The organism is Sphingopyxis sp. Soil_C_28 (assembly GCF_057657055.1).
The window spans coordinates 856,906-874,617 of the sequence record NZ_JBDGJE010000001.1; the positions used below are offsets into that span (position 1 = coordinate 856,906).

Consider the following 17,712-nt stretch of genomic DNA (forward strand, 5'->3'; position numbering starts at 1 on the left):
GCGCCCCCGCGCGACGCCCCTTAAAGGCGCCTCTCCACGCACCCGTAGCTCAGCTGGATAGAGCATCAGACTACGAATCTGAGGGTCGGGCGTTCGAATCGCTCCGGGTGCACCATTTCCTTCCAGCAGCTTGTTGAAAGCGCCGGAGGCTTTGGATTTCTCCCCTATAGAGTACTGCTGGCCGGTTCTCGGCAGCATGTGCGTCTGTTTCTGAGGGCGACCGGACGGCCCCGTGGCTCGGCCTGCGCCTGAGGTCCGGGCTGCTCGGTCCGCTTACCGAGACAGGCCGCTCAGTCTGGCGGCGATCTTCACTCCTCTCGACGAGAGGATTTCACCCGCGGTGCAATCGGTCAGATCGAAGTCCCCAAAGGAAATCGCCGCGTTGGTGTTGGTGTATGCTACGATCAGGCCGTTGACCATGACGTGCTTGTCGATCGAAGCATCGCGCTCGCCCGATCGCCAACGGACGATCCGCAAGCCGATATCATGGCCCTCGATGCGCGCCACCGACGGGTTTATGGTCGCATGACGGACGTTCGTGGTCTGCGCGTCGATCGTCGCGCGGGCGACATTGCTGCCAATCCTCCATCCGACGCGCTGCGATTGCTCGTCCCAGATATTATATGTTCCATCGTCGGCGTTCCCGATCGTGATCGCGCCGTCGTCGGAGACGGGGTTGCCATGGCCAAAGGCCGTGCAACTTGGAAAGCTGTTGAATCGGTTGCGGTGGGCGCTGGACGGGCCGACGTCCCAGAACGCCTCGCCCTTTTTGGGCGAACCATTCGCGTTGGTATCGGATGCTGAAAAATTGTTCGTCGCGGTGCAGCCGATCGCAGCGCTGTTGGTCGTTCCCCGGTCCGAAAGGCCGGTGAACACGACCCCCCGGCGGCAATCTGTGATGGTCGCATTCCGGACGACCATCGCATCGGAACCGTGGCTGTCGATCGCATGCCAGGTCGGCACGTTACGAATGGTGGGGCTGTCGACCACAATGTCGCGGCTGTAAGGGTCGCGTATGCGATCGGGGGTGCCACCGGTCAGCGCCGTGGCGGTGAAGCCATAGGCATTGAGCTCGCTCGTTGAAGGCTGGCCCGTGTCGAGTTGGCCCGCGAGCGTGCTTACAAAAAGCCGGGTCGACCGGTAAGTTTCGACCGAGTAGCAATAGACGCCGGCATAACCACATTTAAGGCAGCGCAGATTCTCGTCGCCACAGTGCCAGGCGAAGCGCCACTCGACGGCGATATTGCCGAAGCCATCGAAGATGGCGTTCCTGATCCACACATTCTGGATGAAGGTCGGCGCGCTTCGTGCGCCGTTGCGTGTTCCGGAAACGCGGATCGCATTGCTGCCGGCGGAGTAGCCCTTGATCGTCGGTCCCGTGTAAACCCACTGGCCGCCATCGACTTCGCTGCCGTCGGCGCCGGTGTTGAAGGTCAGAGCGGTTACGGGCGCGGCGATCTCGATACGGGCGCCCGTCGCCACGACCCTCACCCTGCGATCGACGCTGACCCCGGAAATTGGCCACGCGTAGGTCTTGCCGGCACGAAAATGCAGATCAGCCCCCCGTGTCGAGGCGGCGTCGAACGCTTGCTGGATGCTTCCATAGTCCTCGACCCTTATGCGCGGGCGATCTGCTGTCGAAGCATCGCTCGCTGCCGCTGCGGCGCCATTGCCAGCGATCGCTCCGCCCATGGCAGAAGCAAGGCCCAGCATCGTCGCCAGCCTGCGATGCGCGACCGCAACGCCGTCGTCGTTCAAATAGATCGTAAAGCTGCCATCGCCGTCATCGACGGCAAATGCCTCTCCGTCGGACGTCGCAGTCAGACCTGCCAAAGTGTCAAGATACGGAGGCTTCACTCGCTCATTCTCCCGGCGCCATCGCGCTCCGCATCATTCGGCCGCGCGCAAATATCCTGCCCCGCCGACGAGGGCGCGCCATATCGTCAATGATGAATATAAACACCCGCGCCACAATCTGCAGCAGGCCAATATATTTTTATGCTGCCGCCGAACTCGGTTGCCGCACCGCTTGCCGGGAAAATTTGAATATCACATCAAGATATTATGGCGGAGCGGGTGGGATTCGAACCCACGATAGGCTTTTGACCTATACTCACTTTCCAGGCGAGCGCCTTCGACCACTCGGCCACCGCTCCGCATGCACTGGAACGGGCGCCCTAATCGCTTGGCGGGGCTTTCGCAAGCCGATTGGGCGTGGCAGACATCGGTCATGAAACATCTGCTCCTGATGGCCGTTGCGGCCGCGTCACTCATCCTTCCCGCTTCCGCTGAGGAGCCCGCACCGATCCCGTCGCCGGGAGAGATCGCCTCCGCCGCACCCGCAAGCGACTGGATCGCGATTGCGCCGTCGGACCTGCTCGTGATGGACCTCGCGCCGGATGCCAGGGGCAAGCCGCGCCGTGTCGTCATCCAGCTGATGCCCGCACCGTTTAGCCAAGATTGGATCGGCAATATCCGTAAACTCGCCGCCGCGCACTGGTGGGACGGCACCAGCATCAACCGGGTGCAGGACAATTATGTCGCGCAATGGGGCGATGCGACCGAGAAGAAGGCACTGCCGACGGGGCTCACGGTGACGCGCGAAGAGGCTTACACCGTCGGATTCAAGTCATTGGCAAGGCGGGGCATGCCAGGCAAATGGAACATCGAGCTGTCGCCGCTGGATGGAGCGTCGCAAGGCATATTGGTGGGCCCGGCCCAGGAGGGCGACGATGCCTATAGCTCTGGCAACCTGTTCTGGAAGGGCTGGCCGCTCGCATTAAAGGGCGATGTGAAGGACGGTGGAATTTTCGTTTCCAAAATCGATGTATGGCCGCTCCATTGCTACGCCGCCGTTGGGGTAGGCCGAAATTTGTCGCCGGATGCGGGAAGCGGAGCCGAACTTTACACCGTCATCGGCCACGCGCCGCGTCATCTCGACCGCAATATTGCGGTTGTTGGCCGCGTGATCAGCGGGATCGAGCATCTGTCCAGCCTGCCACGCGGAACGGGCGCGCTCGGCTTTTATGAGGATGCGGCAGAACGCGTAGGAATAACATCGATTCGTGTCGCCACCGAGCTGCCCGCCGCACAGCAACCGCGCTTCGAATATCTTTCGACCGAGAGCGACGCTTTCGCGCGCTATGCCGAGGCGCGTGAAAACCGGCGCGATCCGTTCTTCATCAAACCTGCCGGCGGCGCGGACATCTGCAACATTCCAGTACCCGTCCGTCCGGTTGCCGCAAAGTAGCGGCGTGGAAGATTTCACCGTCACGGCACCGCTTTGGCGCTGGCAATCGGCGACGGCCCCTGCGGCGTGGTTCTTCGTCACGATCGCTGGCGAAGTGGCCGACGGCATCCGACTTGCGGCGATAGGCGGACAGTGGCTCGACGGACGTAAGGGATTTGGATCGGCACGGGTCGAGGCGATGATCGGCGGGACATGTTGGAAAACATCCGTCTTTCCTCACAAGGAAAGCGGCGGTTGGCTATTGCCGGTGAAGGCCGCAGTTCGAAAGGCCGAGGAACTTTTCGAGGGCGACGACGTGACGGTAACGGTCAGTCTTTAGCCGGGATTTCAGCTTTGTTGTCGCGCGCCTGCGCTTTGCGTTTGCGTAAATTGTCACGCAAGGCCTCGGCCAGACGGCGCTCGCGTTCGATGTCGGCGGGGGAAGGCAGCTTGCTCACGTAAAGAGCCATGCCCGCGAAATTGCCGCATCGTCAAGTCTCGCACCTTGACAGGCGAAGGACGCCCCGCCATAGGCCGCGCCTGCCCAGCAAACATGCGTTTGCAGGCGCACCGGTTGCTGCTGTAGCTCAGTGGTAGAGCGCGTCATTGGTAATGACGAGGTCGACAGTTCAATCCTGTCCAGCAGCACCATTTTTCCTGATTTCAGAACCGGCTTGCGCGGCAGCGCAACGCTCAGATTTTCGCCGCAAGCAGCCAGTCGTGGAACAGCTTGACTGCCGGCTGGCGCAGCGCGCGCGGGCGGCAGACGAACCAATAGCTGTACGGACTGTCGACGTCGAAATCGAACAGGCGGATGAGCCGCGGGTCATGCGCATCATCGAAGTGATGGCCATGCATGAAAGCGACGCCGATCCCCTGCGCCGCGGCTTCGAGCATCAAGGGCCCCGAATCGAAATAATCGATCCCGGCCGGTTCCAGATAGGGCATGCTGATCGCCTTTTTCCACTCGGTGAAGGTCTCGGGCATCTCGCGGTGGAGCAGGATCGTCATCCGCTGCATCTGTTCGGGAACCGTGATCGCGCGGTCACCGTCGGCCAGTGTCCGCGAAGCAATCGGGAACACCTTGTCCTGATCGAGCCGTGCGGCATAGAGCGCCGGATCGATCGAGCGAGCGAGGGCGATCGCCGCGTCGATGCCTTCGCCCAACCGGGCTTCGGCGTGCGACATGGTGTCGATGTCGATATGCAATTCTGGATGTTTGCGCCGCAGTTCGGGAAGGCGCGGAAACAGGCGTTGCTGCGCAAACAGCGGCAGGACGTTGAGGTGCAGGCGAAGCGATGCGTCGGGGCTGCCGACCTGGCCGATCACGGTGCGCAGTTCGTCGAGGATCGGCGACAATTGCTCATGCAATGTGCGCCCTGCTTCGGTCAGGCTGAGGCCGTGGTGATGGCGGTTGAACAGCGGACGCCCGACGGCATGCTCGAGAGTCTGGATGCGACGCGACAGCGCCGGCATCGACAGGCCGAGTTCGATCGCCGCGGCCTTGACGGTGCCATGGCGGGCGACCTCCTGAAAGGCTTCCATGCTGCTAAGGGGAGGAAGGCGTGGCATATCGGTTGCCGATGATGACATGAGCTTGCGGGAGATTCTACAATTTTGTGCAGTGCGGCATAAATTGGCGCGGGCCGATTGCGATCAGGAGGGGTCGCAAATCGGGAACCACCTTCCTATCTTCGCATTCTGACCATTTTGCGGGAGACACGCCTTGGCCGATGCAGCGGTAAAAGAAAAACAGGTAAAACTGCAGGTTGCGAACTCTCGCGCCGAGGAAAGCGGTGGTGGTATCGCACGCATTCCGCGCTCCGTCATGGCCGAACTCGGCGTCACCGAAGGCGACATCATCCAGATCAGCGGCAAGCGGCAAACCGCATCGCGCGTCGTGCTGCCCTATGCCGAAGACGAGGGGCTGGAAGTCATCCGCCTCGACGGGTTGCAGCGCGCCAATGCGGGCGCAGGTGCCGGCGATATGGTGGAACTGAGCCGTGTGGAAGCGCGTCCGGCAACGCGCGTGGTGTTTGCACCGGCGCAGGAAAATCTGCGTCTTCAGGGGTCGGCGAATGCTCTGAAGCGCAGCTTCTTTGGCCGTCCGGTGGTCGCAGGCGATACGGTTGCGACCGCGGGTCAGCAGCGCCTGCCGTCGGGCGATATGCCGCCGCAGCTCCGCCAGATGCTCAACGCGCCCGCCTATGCGCTCGCCGAGGTGCGTCTTCTTGTCGTATCGGCGACCCCCAAGGGCGTCGTCTTCATCGACGAAAATACCGAAATCGAACTGCTTCCCGAATATCAGGAGCCGCAGGACGCGCGGCGCACCGACGTCACCTATGACGATCTCGGTGGGCTTGGAGAGACGATCGATCAGCTTCGCGAGATGGTCGAACTGCCGCTCCGCTATCCCGAGCTGTTCCAGCGCCTCGGCGTCGATCCGCCGCGCGGGGTGCTGCTGCATGGGCCGCCGGGGACGGGCAAGACGCGGCTGGCGCGTGCGGTCGCCAACGAAAGCGACGCGCAATTCTTCCTGATCAACGGCCCCGAAATCATGGGCAGCGCCTACGGCGAGTCCGAAAAGCGTTTGCGCGATGTGTTCGAGGCCGCGGCAAAGGCGGCGCCGTCGATCCTGTTCATCGACGAAATCGATTCGATCGCGCCGAAGCGTGGGCAGGTGCAGGGCGAGGCCGAAAAGCGTCTTGTCGCGCAGCTTCTCACGCTGATGGACGGGCTTGAGCCGCGGCTCAACCTCGTCGTCATCGCGGCGACCAATCGTCCCGATGCGATCGACGAGGCGCTGCGCCGTCCGGGCCGTTTCGACCGCGAGATAGTGATCGGCGTTCCCGACGAGAGCGGTCGGCGCGAGATACTGGGCATCCACACGCGCGGTATGCCGCTCGCCGAAGACGTCGACCTTGCAGAGCTGGCGCGCACGACCTTCGGGTTCGTCGGCGCCGATATGGCGGCGCTCACGCGCGAAGCCGCCATCGAGGCCGTGCGGCGGATCATGCCGAAGCTCGACCTCGCCGAAGGCACGATTCCGGCCGATGTGCTCGAAGAGCTTCGCGTCACGCGCGAGGACTTCAACAATGCGCTAAAACGCGTGCAGCCCTCCGCGATGCGCGAAGTGATGGTGCAGGCGCCCAAGACGCGCTGGAGCGACATTGGCGGGCTTGACGCCGCGCGCGAAAAGTTGATCGAAGGGATTGAACTGCCTTTGAAGAATCCTGAGGCTTTCCGACGGCTCGGCATTCGGCCAGCGAAGGGTTTCCTGCTCTACGGCCCGCCGGGAACCGGCAAGACCTTGCTGGCCAAGGCCGCAGCGCGCGAATCCGACGCCAATTTCATTTCGATCAAATCGTCGGACCTGCTGTCGAAATGGTATGGCGAGAGCGAGCAGCAGATTGCGCGACTTTTCGCGCGTGCGCGCGCCGTGGCACCGACGATCATCTTCATCGATGAGCTCGACAGTCTGGTGCCAGCACGCGGCAGCGGCACGTCAGGCGAGCCGCAAGTAACCGAGCGCGTCGTCAACACGATCCTCGCCGAGATGGACGGGATCGAGGAGATGCAGTCGGTTGTCGTTATCGGCGCCACCAACCGCCCGAACCTGATCGACCCGGCGTTGCTTCGTCCGGGCCGTCTGGACGAACTCATCTATGTTGCGGTCCCCGACAAGGAGGGCCGCCGCCGCATCCTCGAAATCCAGACCGGCAAAATGCCGCTCGCGAAAGATGTCGATCTGGCCGTTCTGGCTGAACGATCGGACCGCTTTACGGGTGCCGATCTGGAGGACCTGACACGTCGCGCCGGGCTCGCCGCGCTCAAGCGATCGCTCGACAGCGAGACTGTGACGATGGACGATTTCGAGGCGGCGCTGACGGACACCCGCGCCTCGGTAACCGAGGCGATGGAAAAGGATTATGAGAAGATCCAGGGCGAGATCAAACAGGCCGCGATGAGTGTCGATCCGATAGGCTTTTTCGCGCCCGGCATGCTCAAGCCCGTTCGCGAGCGCAAGCACGACGATACGGCAGACTAAAGCTTCTGTTCCTTGGGCTGGTTCGGTTTCAGCGCCGACCAGCCCCACAGGACCAGCCAGCCGCAAAAGCCGGCCATCAACCCGTAAGCAACCATCGGGTGCCAGTTATACAGCAGCACGCCGACCGCGGGCGATACGATATAGGCCGATCCGTTAATCGATGCGGTCATCCCCGCGACGCTGCCCTGATCACGGCGAGGCACCGATAGCGAGGCGCCCGCGGTGAAGCCCGGGCGAAACAGTCCGAACCCTAGCGAGGCGAGCGCGAAGCCGATGATGATGCCGTGGAAGTCGTACGACAGGCCTATCATCACCGTCCCGACGCCGCCAAGACTGGCACCGCACAACACTGCGGTACGCGGCGACATTTTCAGTATCGGGATCAACCCCCATTGCGAGAGCAGCGTTGCAAAGGCGCCTGCCATCAGCACGATTCCGGTCATCGCCGCGCCCTCGTCGGGACGGAGGCGCAGATGCAGCCGGTCGAGGATCAGAAAGCCGATCACTCCGAGCACCATCGCTTGTGCCTGGCCGCCGAACAGCCCGGCGAGCAGCCAGGGGCGCACGCGCGTGTCGGTCCAGCGGAGGGGAGGGGCCGCAGCGGCCGACGGATCGACGATTTCGTCTTCGCTTTCGTCGCTCGCAGTTTCGGGTGACCCCGCGGCGGTGGGGTAGGCGGCGATATTGCCGCGCGCGGCATAGCGGGGCACGTCGTCGGGCAGGCGCCAGCGCAGCATCAGCAGCACCACGAGACCAATCAGTGCGAAGACGAGCAGGGGGCCTGCAAGCCCGACGATCGGCAGGATGAAAAAGGGCGCGATCGCGGGGCCGATGACCGTGCCTAACCCAAAGGACGACGAGACGAGCGAAAGCGCCTGCGTGCGTTGCTCCGGATCGGTGCGCGCGGCGACATAGGCCTGAACTGCCGGTGGCGATGCCGAACCGAAGCCGCCGTAGAGGCTCCGAAAGACGGCGAAGATGATGAACGTGACCCCCGCGGCGATATAGCCTTCCAGCCCGGCCCAGAGTGTGAGCCCGCAGAGCGCCATCGAAGACAGGAAGCCGACAACCCCGAGTGCCATCAGCGCTTTGCGCCCACGCTTGTCCGATTGTCGCGCCCAATGCGGCGCGGTGAGCACCCAGAGCAGGGCCGACCAGCTGAACGCCAGGCTGACCCAGACGTCGGGAATATGCAGTTTTGCGCCGATCGCGGGCAGGATCGACTGCATCGCGGTGTTGCCCGCGGCGGCGACCAGCATCACGGCAAACAAGACCGCCATGCGGTCCGAGGGGATGGAATGCGATGTCGTCGCCATGTTCGCCCCTCCTTGCCCGTGGTCGGTAACGCCGCCTCTCCCTACACGCGGGCGCCTGTCTGTCCAGAGTCAAGACAGACTCTTTCCTTGCGCCATCGCGCCGATTTTGCCACGCCTTTGCCAACCGCAACAACGCGAAAGCCATCATGACCAATCCGCGGGCGCAGGCCCAAGACAAGAAAGCTCCGCTGGGCCGCCGGCTTCGCGAGAGCCTCAAGCGCTTTTTCGGGCCGTGGGGCATGTTCGTCCGCGGCTTCATCAAGCATCCGGTCATGGTGGGATCGATTGTTCCGTCCTCACCGACGCTGATCCGCCACATGCTGCGGCCCGTCGACTGGAAGAACACCAAGCTGTTCGTCGAATATGGTCCGGGCGTCGGCACTTTCTGCCGGCCCGTGCTCGAACGGATGGCCGGCGACGCGATGTTGATCGCGATCGACACGAACGAGGATTTTATCGACTATCTGCGCAAGGATATCCGGGACAGCCGCTTTGTTGCGGTCCACGGATCGGCCGCCGATGTCGAAGAGATCGTGCGCGCGCACGGGTTCGAGCATGCGGACTATGTGCTTTCCGGCCTGCCTTTCTCGACGCTGCCCGCCGGAGTCGGCCCGGCGATCGCTGCGGCCACGCACCGCGTGCTTCGGCCGGGCGGCGCATTCCTCGTCTATCAGTTCCGCGCGCGGGCGCGCGATTTCCTCGCGGCACATTTCAATCGCATCGACAATGCGTTCGAGTGGGTGAACGTCCCGCCGTGCTTCCTGTTCTGGGGCTGGAAGGACTGAAGGTCCGCTCTCAGACTTCCGGATCGGGATCGCCGAGCCCGAAGTTGAGCTTTCGCGACACGGTATAATCGACCGCCCCGACGACGAACCAGGCAAGCGTCCAGCGAAGGCGCGTCAGCCAATTGCCACGCGCCTTGTGCGACTCTGGTGTGATCAGTTCACAGTCCGGTCGCAGCTGGCCTAGGAAGTTGCGCATCTTCTGGGCAAAAGCCGTATCGGCGATCCGCACCATCACCTCGACGTTCACGAACAGGCTGCGAACGTCGAAGTTGGCTGACCCGATATAGACGACATCGTCGATCACGATCAGCTTCATGTGCAATTTGCACGGTTGATATTCCCAGACTTCGGCTGTCTTGCGCAGCAGATAGCCATAGAGCAGGCGCGATGCGCCGATCGTTGCGGGGTTGTCCGACTTGCCGGCCATCACGAACCGGGCGCGGCCTTGCCGTGCAACGCGCCCCAATCGGCGGAGCATGCCTTGGCCGGGCGAGAAATAGGCCATGGCCATGTCAAGTTGACGCGCGCCGTCGAGGTCGGCGCGCACCGCGCGCGCCCAAGGCGACAACCGCTGGGTCGGCCCGCCGACGAGCCACGACACCGCGCCGCCATCGATCCGCCATTCGCGCACCAGCCGACGCAACATCAGAACTTTGCCGTCATTGTTGACGGTGTAATCATGGATTGCTGCAAACCACTGCGCCGCGCGCGCGACGGTCGGCCCTTTGACGATCATGCCGATATCGAGCCAGCAGTCGCCGCGCGGCGCGCTCAGATAATCGTCGGCGATGTTGAAGCCGCCAGTGACCGCTATATGATCGTCGATCAGGATCAGTTTCTGATGGTTGCGGATCAGATAGGTCGAACGCCAGCGACGCGAGAAAAAGGTGACGCTGCCACCCGCCGCGCGCAGCGGCTCGAACAGGCCGTATGGGGTGTCACCTGATCCAAAGCTGTCGATGACAGCGCGCACGCGCACGCCGCGCTTTGCGGCGACCAATAACGCGTCGAGGATGCGCTTGCCCGCCGCATCGCCCTCGAAAATATACATGATGATCTCGATGCTGTGCGCCGCGCCGTTGATCAGGTCGAGCAGGCGGAGCAGCCGCTCGCTGCCGTCGAAGATCAACTCCAGCCGATGACCGGCGACGTCCGCCGTCAATCGTTCGGACAAGTCGACAGTGGCACAGGCTTCGGTCATCACCCGCTCATAGGCTCGCGTCGGAGGGCGCTGCAAGGTAGCGCTTTGATTGACATCGAACCGCCGGCCTGCTAGCGCGCAGCGCTTGCCGCCACGCCTCCAAAAAGGCTGGCCTCTCCTATATCTAAGGAAACAACATGGCCCGCGTTACCGTCGAGGATTGCGTCGACAAAGTTCCCAACCGTTTTGACCTGGTTTTGTTGTCGGCGCATCGCGCCCGCGAGATTTCGGGCGGTTCGGAGCTGACCGTCGATCGCGACCGCGACAAGAACCCCGTCGTCGCACTGCGCGAAATCGCCGAACAGACCGTGCGTCCGAAGGAGTTGCAGGAAACGCTGGTCGTTTCGATGCAGAAGGTCGTTGTCGATGATGACGATACGCCCGATGAAATCAGCTCGATCAGCCGCTCGGCCGAAGCGCTTCGCCTGACCGCCGCTGCGCCGCCGCGCAGCCCTGCAGGTGGTGGCAGCGACTTCGAATAAGCGCGCACCAACCTATCTATCGTCAAAAGGGTCGCAGGAAACTGCGGCCCTTTTGTTATGGCAGTTGCGTGAGTTCGGCGACGCGGATGGCTTTCGACGCCAGCATAGGGTCAATGATCCGCTGAATGCGGTGTGCGCGCTGCGAGCCGACGGTGATATTGAACAAGCTGTTCGCGATCACGTCGGCGATCTGGACCCCGTCGCTGCGCTTGCTGTCGGCCAGCGATGCGCGGCCCCACTGGCCAAGCCCGGCCTGTATCTCTGCGCGCACATGGCCCAGAATCTTGGGATCATAGCGCCCGTCGTCGATTACAACATCGGTACAGACTCCGCCCGTTTCGGGCAGCCAGCGGCCGATCGCCAGATTGAGGAGGGCAGCATAGAGCGCAAGATCACTGGGCAGGGTGCCGTCCGGATTCTGCGCAAGCTTGTCGCGCTCGGCGACTGCAACCCAAGCTCGCCCCCCTGCGCGGTCGAAAAGTTCGAGCAGATAGGCGCGTTCGACGATGCTGATACGGCTGCCTTTGAGCTCCCCGCGCAGCCCGGTAACGCTGCGAAAGCGTTCATGGATGTCTGCGGCGACTTTGGGCGTCATCATCACGGCCGAAAAAGTCATTACGCCGGTATTGAGCCCGCCCGATTCATCGCAATAGATCGTCATCTAGCGGATCACCGCACACGCCCGAAGAAAGCGACCGACCGGCTTTGGCCCGGCGCGATGGCATCGGGCCACAACCAACGGACATGGGTGACGTCGGCGGCTGTCGCAGGCCGAGCCGCTGCGTCTTGGACGGGCACGGTCAGGATTGCGATTGAACCGAATGTCTTGCCGCCGTCGATGGAAACGCTGAAATTCGCCGCGTCAGCGGTGTCGTCGAATAACAGACCTTCGGGGATCGGGTTGACCAGATTGATCCCAGCCGCCGGGGCGGTCCCATTGTTCGTGAAGGCGAGGGACACGCGGACGCGGTCGCCCGGAACGACGACGTCGGGCGTGACATAGGACTTTTTCGCAGCCTGGCCATCGCCGACAGGGGTTAGTTTTTCGAGCTCGATCTTGCTCGTCAGCGCGCCGGTTCCCTGCGCCGCCGCCGGCTGCGTGACGGCAGCAAGAACGACCGCCAAGGTCAGGGCATTCCACGCTTTGCCGATCATCGCTGTCTCCTTTGGTCCTGTGCGCACCTTTGGCGCATCAGGCCGGGCAGGGATAGCGTTTCTTCATCAGCGCATCGAACGCCGAATAAACGCTGACCGACTTGCGCGTCGAGACGGGGTAGCTGCGGAGGTGAGAGAGCCATTGGTCGGGGCTCAGGCTTCCCGATTCGGGCGGACAGCTCGTCGTCTTGCGGCCCGCGCGCCGCTCAGCGTCGATCCGAGCCTTATAGCGTTTCCCCGCGGCGACTACTTCGCCCTTGAGCTGATTTCCCTGAGGGGTCGCGAGTGCGAGCGGGCCAAGCCGCTCCAGCGACGTCGCGCGCGCGAGGAAGGCGGCAACGCTCATGTCGCCGGGCGCCATGGCGCAGAGAAAGGGAGCGGCGAGCAGGGCAGGCAAGAGACGTGCATATGTCCGTTTGGTCATATGTCGCAACTTGCCCTCACCCAATGAATAGTCCCTGAATCGAAGGGGCTAGGCCGGAACCTAGGCACTTTGGGGATTGGCATCGCCGAACGGCCGCGGCTTGCGCTTGATCTGCGGAATGCCGCCCGCGTGACCGGAGACCGGCGTACCGCGCTTGTCGGCATCGTCTTCGCGGCCAATGTCTTCACCCTTGATCGCGCGCTTCGACTCTTCGCCCGACAGCGTCTCATATTCGAGCAGCGCACCGGCGAGCAGGTGGAGCTCGTCGATATTGTCGGTAAGAACCTTGCGCGCGACCTTTTCGCCTTCTTCAACCAGGCGTCGAACTTCGGCGTCGATCAGCTTGGCGGTTTCTTCCGACATATTCTGCGCGCGCGACACGCTGTGGCCGAGGAAAACCTCGTCCTGATTGTCGCGATAACGCAACCAGCCGAGTTTTTCCGACATGCCATATTCCATCACCATCGAACGCGCCATGTCGGTCGCCTGCTGGATGTCGTTCGACGCGCCGGTATTGAGCTCGTCTTTGCCATAGATCAGCTGTTCGGCGATGCGGCCACCGAAGCAGAGCGCGAGGCGCGCCTTCATCTGCTTCATATTGGTCGAATAGCGGTCGCGTTCGGGCAGGTTCCACGTCACACCCAGCGCGCGGCCGCGCGGGATGATCGTAACCTTGTGCAGCGGATCGCAGCCATCGACGTGGAGCGAGACAAGCGCGTGGCCGGCCTCATGATAGGCGGTCGATTTCTTCTCATCTTCGGTCATGACCATCGAGCGACGTTCGGCGCCCATCATGACCTTGTCCTTCGCCTCTTCGAACTCGTCGTTGGCGATCAGGCGCTTGCCCTTGCGCGCGGCGAGCAGCGCGGCTTCGTTGCAAAGATTAGCCAGATCGGCGCCCGAGAAGCCGGGGGTTCCGCGTGCGACGCGGCGCAGATCAACGTCGGGGGCCAGCGGCTTTTTGCGCGTGTGAACCTCGAGGATTTTCTGGCGACCCTCGATGTCCGGGCGCGGCACGACGACCTGCCGGTCGAAGCGGCCCGGACGCAGCAGCGCGGGGTCGAGAACGTCGGGGCGGTTGGTCGCCGCGACGATGATGATGCCTTCGTTCGCTTCGAAACCGTCCATTTCGACAAGCAGCTGGTTCAGCGTCTGCTCGCGTTCGTCATTGCCATTGCCGAGTCCGGCGCCGCGATGGCGGCCGACGGCGTCGATTTCGTCGATGAAAACGATGCACGGCGCGTTGCGCTTCGCCTGCTCGAACATGTCGCGGACGCGGCTGGCGCCGACGCCAACGAACATTTCGACAAAGTCCGAACCCGAAATGGTAAAGAAGGGAACGCCGGCTTCACCTGCGATCGCGCGGGCGAGCAGCGTCTTGCCGGTACCCGGGGAGCCAACGAGCAAAGCGCCCTTGGGAATCTGGCCGCCGAGCTTGGAAAATTTGGTCGGATCGCGCAGGAATTCGACGATTTCCTCGAGTTCTTCGCGCGCTTCGTCGATGCCGGCGACGTCGTCGAAGGTCACCTTGCCCTGCTTTTCAGTGAGCATCTTCGCTCGCGATTTGCCAAAACCCATCGCGCCCGAACCGTTGTTCTTCTGAACTTGACGGAAAACGAAGAAGGCGATGCCGAGGATCAGCAGGAAAGGCAGCGACTGGACGAGCATGTACATCCAGAAATTGGGTGCTTCGGATGCTTTGCCGTCATATTTGACATTATTGTCGTTCAGCATCTTGAGCAGTTCGGGATCGCGAACGACGTTGGCAGTGAAGCGCTCGCCGTTCGACAGCGTTCCGGTGACCTTGTCTTCGGACAGTATGACGTCCTTGACGCTGCCTTCTTCGACTTTCTGGCGGAACTCGGAATAGGCAAGCGGACTGCCGGCGGGCTGCGACGCACCGCCGAACATCGAGGCGACAAGGAGCATGGCAAGCAGGATGCCGCTCCAGATCATCACACTCTTCATCCAGGGGTTGCCCTGCGGTTCCTTGTCGTCCTGCATGCGGAATCTTTCCTCAACGGCGCGGCACTGCGCTCCTATCCCGACAAGATAGGATAATCCGGTTAAATGACAATGAGGCAATCAGCCCTTTTTCGCCGCTTTCCGGCGCGGGGCCGCGGAAATGCGCCAAATCGTCCCTTCGAGGCCGCGCACGGCATCAATCAGCAGCGCGCCGACCATCGCCCGCCGACCTTGGTGCATCGCCGCAATCACGCCATCCAGCGAGGCGCCGCGCAGGACAAGCTGCGGCGCATTGGCGCGCAGGCGCTGCGCGACGATGCGGCGGAACATTTCGGGCGGATAGCCATCATCGCGGATCACTGCGATGTCGGAGGCGTCGGGCCACGAAGCGATCAGTCGCTCGACCGACCAATCGAGCGCTTCGTCGGCTTCGGCGAGCCACGCTGCCGATTTCGCCGCGGCGGCGGGATCGAGCGCGGTTTGCGATTGCAATGCGTGACGCAGGCGGGCGCGGTCGAAGCGATTGTCGCTGTTCGATGGATCGTCGACAAAGGGCAGGTCGTTTTCAAGCGCGAGATGCACGAGTTCTTTGCGCCGCCAGGGAAGCAGCGGGCGCAGGACCACGCCATTTTTGGCGCGGATCGCGGCAAGGCCGCCGACGCCGCTGCTGCGGTTCAGCCGCATCACGATCGTTTCGAGCTGATCGTCGGCGTGGTGCGCCGTGACCACATGGTCGAGCGCGTTCGCTTCGCGCCATTGTTCGAGCAAGCGGTAGCGTTCGGTTCGGGCTGCGGCCTGCTGCGACCCCTTGATCGGCGTCGGCGGGCTTAGCGTCGAATGCGGAATATGTTCGCGCTCGCAAAAACCCGCAACCATGCGGGCCTCTTCGTCCGAACCTTTGCGCAGACCATGATCGACCGTTGCGGCCCAGACTTGGCCGGGCAGCAATGACGCCATCAGCCACAGCAGCGCCATGCTGTCGGGCCCCCCTGAAACCGCGACGCCATAATGCAGGCGATGCCAGTCGGATCCGATGAGCTGGGCGAGATCGCCGGCCAGCCGATCCGCGGCGTCGCGGTCAGCAGCCTGCTTTTGTTTTTGCGGCGGCAGCATCGGTGCGGACATCCTGCGGGGCCTTGTCACCATAGACTTCTTCGAGTTCGCGGAATGCCTTGCAGGCGTCGGCCTTGCGGCCGAGCTTGTCGAGCGCAACGCCCATATACATCAGGCTGTGCGGGGCGCGGGCGCCGCTTGGGCGATCCTTGTAATTATTGTAGAAGGCGACGGCGGCGAGGCTCGGCTTGCCTTCGTCGAGATAGGCCCGGCCGAGCAGATTTTGTGCGAAGCTCGCCTGGCTGCTCTTGGGCCATTTGGTCACGACCGTCTTCAGCTGGGCCTGCGCCTCGGGATAAAGCTTGGCTTCCCACAAGCGATATCCATAATCATAGGCATCCTTGGTCTCGTTGCCGCTTGCCGGAACTTCGACCTTCTTGACGAGCGCGAGCCGCGCGGCGTCGCTGGTCGCAGGCTTTGCGGCGGGCTTCTTGACCGGCGTTGCGGCCGCAGTCGCCGCCGTCGCGGGGGGCTTTACCGTCGGAGCGAGGCTGGCGGGCGTCGCAACCGCTTCGCCAGCGGCGGTCGGATCCGCGAAGCGTTTGTCCATTTCGGTTTTGTAGGCAGTGAACTGCTTTTCCAGTTCGCGCAGACGGAAGGCATTTTGTTCGGTCTGGCCGGTCAGTGTTTGCAGCTGCGATTCGAGCGCATCGACGCGTGCGGTGAGGTCGATCACCGGGGCGTTGCTGCGGGCGCGTTCGCCGGGCGTGTTGTCAGGCGTGATCTCGCCTTCAAAGAAGGTCGGACTGCCGCCCGGAAAAACCGAACGCTGAACCGCGCGCATTTCCTTTTCGAGCCGATCGACCCGCTTGACGACCGTATTGTCCTGCGCCGCCGCCGGCATCGCCGTAGCCAGCGCAATCGTTGCCGCTCCCAGGAAAGTGATCTGACGCATCATCATCTGCCGTTAGGTCCCCACTAATTAACCAATTTCGCTGCTCATAACGCGGCAAAGCTGGGCAGCGCAAACCCATTTCGGTGCGCTGCCGCTCTGGCCCGTCCGAATGATGGCCGATTCAGCCCTTGGGCTGAGGCCGGGCGGTCGGCGTTGCCGTGTTTACGGTGCCATTGCCTTCGGCGCGTGCCACCAGATCGGCGGGCTTCAGCGAGACGCCCTTGACCAACGTGTCGGCGGGACCGACGGGACCGATGTCGCGGCCGCCAACGGTGACCTTCAGCGCTTGCGGAATGCTGGTGCGCAGGGTGAATTGATCGATATAGGCGGGGGGGACCTGATAGGTTTCCCCAGCGTCCAGCGTGCGCCAATTTTCGGTCTTGCCCTGCGCGTCGTCGAAGCCGATCCAGACCTCTGACACACCCGTCAGGACAACCGGAGCGTTTGCGGCCACGGCCGAAGCGGTGGCTCCGGCCTTGGTTGGCGATGCAGCGGTAGCGTCGCTCTGCGGCGCTTCCGAGGCATCCGCGGCGCGGTTCTGGGCTGCGATTAGCGCCTCGTCGGGCTCGACCGACAGGAAGCGCCAGACGCCATAGGCCGATGCGAGCAGCAACGTCACGATGACGAGGGTCCAGGTCAGTCGCGCGGTCGGCAGGCGTGCCGGATCTGTGGGCTCATAGGCTTCATAAAGCGGCCGCGAGCCATAGGCGTCCTCTTCGAGTTCGCGGCGAATGGCGGCGCCGACCTCCGCCTCGGGAAGTTCGACGGCGCGGGCATAGGCGCGGGCGAAACCAGTCACATAAGTACGGCCCGGAAGTTCCGAAAAATCAGACTTTTCGATCGCGGCGAGGTGACGCTGCGTGATGCGCGTGCGTGTCGCGACATCGGCGAGCGAGAGCCCTGCCGCTTCACGCGCAAGGCGCAGTCGATCACCCGTACGCGTAATCGCCAGTTCGCCTTGGGTGGCGACCTCTTCGTCTGCCATTGTTGTCTCCGGTGCCGACCGTTCGCAACCCATGTGGATCGTGCCCCGCCGTCATCGCACTGACGGCGCGGCAAAGTCAAATGAAGTTCGGCAATCGACCGGCTGAAAAGAGGG

17 protein-coding genes and 3 tRNA genes are annotated in these 17,712 nt (G+C 63.0%); 7 read left to right on the forward strand and 13 right to left on the reverse strand.

Features of this window, described 5'->3' with window-relative positions; genetic code table 11:
• Positions 1-38: 38 nt before the first annotated feature.
• A tRNA-Arg gene (locus AC3A43_RS03960) sits at positions 39-115 on the forward strand.
• 158 nt (positions 116-273) lie between these two features.
• Here the strand turns inward: AC3A43_RS03960 and AC3A43_RS03965 are convergent.
• Positions 274-1,857 carry a hypothetical protein gene (locus AC3A43_RS03965; RefSeq protein WP_487791230.1) on the reverse strand — a complete coding sequence of 528 codons (1,584 nt, stop codon included), beginning with the start codon at positions 1,855-1,857 and terminating at the stop codon, positions 274-276.
• A 208-nt stretch (positions 1,858-2,065) separates the two neighbouring features.
• Positions 2,066-2,156, reverse strand: a tRNA-Ser gene (locus AC3A43_RS03970).
• Between the two features lie 74 nt (positions 2,157-2,230).
• Here AC3A43_RS03970 and AC3A43_RS03975 point away from each other — a divergent pair.
• Positions 2,231-3,250: a peptidylprolyl isomerase gene (locus tag AC3A43_RS03975; protein ID WP_487791231.1), complete on the forward strand. Its 1,020-nt coding sequence runs from the start codon at positions 2,231-2,233 to the stop codon at positions 3,248-3,250.
• Between the two features lie 4 nt (positions 3,251-3,254).
• Entirely contained in the window at positions 3,255-3,569 is a 315-nt protein-coding gene (locus tag AC3A43_RS03980; protein WP_487791232.1) for a DUF1905 domain-containing protein, read from the forward strand.
• On the opposite strand, the gene AC3A43_RS03985 is transcribed toward AC3A43_RS03980, so the two are convergent.
• Entirely contained in the window at positions 3,559-3,687 is a 129-nt protein-coding gene (locus AC3A43_RS03985) for a hypothetical protein (protein ID WP_487791233.1), read from the reverse strand. The genes AC3A43_RS03980 and AC3A43_RS03985 overlap by 11 nt on opposite strands.
• A 118-nt stretch (positions 3,688-3,805) precedes the next feature.
• On the opposite strand from AC3A43_RS03985, the gene AC3A43_RS03990 reads away from it, so the two are divergent.
• Positions 3,806-3,880 (forward strand) — tRNA-Thr (locus tag AC3A43_RS03990).
• Positions 3,881-3,922: 42 nt separating this feature from the next.
• Here the strand turns inward: AC3A43_RS03990 and AC3A43_RS03995 are convergent.
• Positions 3,923-4,801 carry a LysR substrate-binding domain-containing protein gene (locus tag AC3A43_RS03995; RefSeq protein WP_487791234.1) on the reverse strand — a complete coding sequence of 293 codons (879 nt, stop codon included), beginning with the start codon at positions 4,799-4,801 and terminating at the stop codon, positions 3,923-3,925.
• Positions 4,802-4,955: 154 nt separating this feature from the next.
• On the opposite strand from AC3A43_RS03995, the gene AC3A43_RS04000 reads away from it, so the two are divergent.
• Positions 4,956-7,277 (forward strand): CDC48 family AAA ATPase, encoded by a 2,322-nt coding sequence (locus tag AC3A43_RS04000; protein WP_487791235.1) that lies wholly within the window; start codon positions 4,956-4,958, stop codon positions 7,275-7,277.
• Here AC3A43_RS04000 and AC3A43_RS04005 read toward each other — a convergent pair.
• Positions 7,274-8,593 carry an MFS transporter gene (locus AC3A43_RS04005; protein WP_487791236.1) on the reverse strand — a complete coding sequence of 440 codons (1,320 nt, stop codon included), beginning with the start codon at positions 8,591-8,593 and terminating at the stop codon, positions 7,274-7,276. The genes AC3A43_RS04000 and AC3A43_RS04005 overlap by 4 nt on opposite strands.
• 146 nt (positions 8,594-8,739) lie before the next feature.
• Between AC3A43_RS04005 and AC3A43_RS04010 the strand changes: the two genes are divergently transcribed.
• A complete protein-coding gene (locus AC3A43_RS04010; protein WP_487791237.1) occupies positions 8,740-9,378 on the forward strand; it encodes a class I SAM-dependent methyltransferase in 639 nt (212 codons plus the stop codon).
• A 10-nt stretch (positions 9,379-9,388) separates the two neighbouring features.
• Here the strand turns inward: AC3A43_RS04010 and AC3A43_RS04015 are convergent, their stop codons facing one another.
• Positions 9,389-10,579: a phospholipase D-like domain-containing protein gene (locus tag AC3A43_RS04015; RefSeq protein WP_487791238.1), complete on the reverse strand. Its 1,191-nt coding sequence runs from the start codon at positions 10,577-10,579 to the stop codon at positions 9,389-9,391.
• 137 nt (positions 10,580-10,716) lie between these two features.
• Here AC3A43_RS04015 and rpoZ point away from each other — a divergent pair, with 137 nt between their 5' ends.
• Positions 10,717-11,061 carry a DNA-directed RNA polymerase subunit omega gene (gene rpoZ, locus AC3A43_RS04020; RefSeq protein WP_487791239.1) on the forward strand — a complete coding sequence of 115 codons (345 nt, stop codon included), beginning with the start codon at positions 10,717-10,719 and terminating at the stop codon, positions 11,059-11,061.
• Positions 11,062-11,116: 55 nt separating this feature from the next.
• On the opposite strand, the gene AC3A43_RS04025 is transcribed toward rpoZ, so the two are convergent.
• From AC3A43_RS04025 to AC3A43_RS04055, 7 genes are all read right to left on the reverse strand, one after another.
• Positions 11,117-11,722 (reverse strand): DUF3800 domain-containing protein, encoded by a 606-nt coding sequence (locus tag AC3A43_RS04025; RefSeq protein ID WP_487791240.1) that lies wholly within the window; start codon positions 11,720-11,722, stop codon positions 11,117-11,119.
• An 8-nt stretch (positions 11,723-11,730) separates the two neighbouring features.
• Positions 11,731-12,216, reverse strand: a complete 486-nt coding sequence (locus AC3A43_RS04030; RefSeq protein WP_487791241.1) for a hypothetical protein — start codon at positions 12,214-12,216, stop codon at positions 11,731-11,733.
• A 37-nt stretch (positions 12,217-12,253) separates the two neighbouring features.
• Positions 12,254-12,640, reverse strand: coding sequence for a hypothetical protein (locus tag AC3A43_RS04035; RefSeq protein WP_487791242.1), 387 nt, complete (start codon positions 12,638-12,640; stop codon positions 12,254-12,256).
• A gap of 60 nt (positions 12,641-12,700) precedes the next feature.
• Positions 12,701-14,644, reverse strand: a complete 1,944-nt coding sequence (gene ftsH / locus AC3A43_RS04040) for an ATP-dependent zinc metalloprotease FtsH (protein ID WP_487791243.1) — start codon at positions 14,642-14,644, stop codon at positions 12,701-12,703.
• A gap of 81 nt (positions 14,645-14,725) precedes the next feature.
• Positions 14,726-15,730: a tRNA lysidine(34) synthetase TilS gene (gene tilS, locus AC3A43_RS04045; protein ID WP_487791244.1), complete on the reverse strand. Its 1,005-nt coding sequence runs from the start codon at positions 15,728-15,730 to the stop codon at positions 14,726-14,728.
• Entirely contained in the window at positions 15,684-16,619 is a 936-nt protein-coding gene (locus AC3A43_RS04050; RefSeq protein WP_487791245.1) for a tetratricopeptide repeat protein, read from the reverse strand. The genes tilS and AC3A43_RS04050 overlap by 47 nt, the downstream gene beginning before the upstream one ends.
• Positions 16,620-16,734: 115 nt before the next feature.
• Positions 16,735-17,598 carry a helix-turn-helix domain-containing protein gene (locus AC3A43_RS04055; RefSeq protein WP_487791246.1) on the reverse strand — a complete coding sequence of 288 codons (864 nt, stop codon included), beginning with the start codon at positions 17,596-17,598 and terminating at the stop codon, positions 16,735-16,737.
• Between the last annotated feature and the right edge of the window lie 114 nt (positions 17,599-17,712).

Excerpts from the sequence above, each read along its gene's own strand:
- AC3A43_RS04055 (WP_487791246.1), bottom strand. The coding sequence starts at position 17,598 with ATGGCAGACGAAGAGGTCGCCACCCAAGGCGAACTGGCGATTACGCGT.
- rpoZ (WP_487791239.1), top strand. The coding sequence starts at position 10,717 with ATGGCCCGCGTTACCGTCGAGGATTGCGTCGACAAAGTTCCCAACCGT.
- AC3A43_RS04005 (WP_487791236.1), bottom strand. The coding sequence starts at position 8,593 with ATGGCGACGACATCGCATTCCATCCCCTCGGACCGCATGGCGGTCTTG.
- tilS (WP_487791244.1), bottom strand. The coding sequence starts at position 15,730 with ATGTCCGCACCGATGCTGCCGCCGCAAAAACAAAAGCAGGCTGCTGAC.
- AC3A43_RS03995 (WP_487791234.1), bottom strand. The coding sequence starts at position 4,801 with ATGCCACGCCTTCCTCCCCTTAGCAGCATGGAAGCCTTTCAGGAGGTC.
- AC3A43_RS04030 (WP_487791241.1), bottom strand. The coding sequence starts at position 12,216 with ATGATCGGCAAAGCGTGGAATGCCCTGACCTTGGCGGTCGTTCTTGCT.
- AC3A43_RS03975 (WP_487791231.1), top strand. The coding sequence starts at position 2,231 with ATGAAACATCTGCTCCTGATGGCCGTTGCGGCCGCGTCACTCATCCTT.
- AC3A43_RS04025 (WP_487791240.1), bottom strand. The coding sequence starts at position 11,722 with ATGACGATCTATTGCGATGAATCGGGCGGGCTCAATACCGGCGTAATG.
- AC3A43_RS04050 (WP_487791245.1), bottom strand. The coding sequence starts at position 16,619 with ATGATGATGCGTCAGATCACTTTCCTGGGAGCGGCAACGATTGCGCTG.
- AC3A43_RS04035 (WP_487791242.1), bottom strand. The coding sequence starts at position 12,640 with ATGACCAAACGGACATATGCACGTCTCTTGCCTGCCCTGCTCGCCGCT.
- ftsH (WP_487791243.1), bottom strand. The coding sequence starts at position 14,644 with ATGCAGGACGACAAGGAACCGCAGGGCAACCCCTGGATGAAGAGTGTG.
- AC3A43_RS04010 (WP_487791237.1), top strand. The coding sequence starts at position 8,740 with ATGACCAATCCGCGGGCGCAGGCCCAAGACAAGAAAGCTCCGCTGGGC.
- AC3A43_RS04015 (WP_487791238.1), bottom strand. The coding sequence starts at position 10,579 with ATGACCGAAGCCTGTGCCACTGTCGACTTGTCCGAACGATTGACGGCG.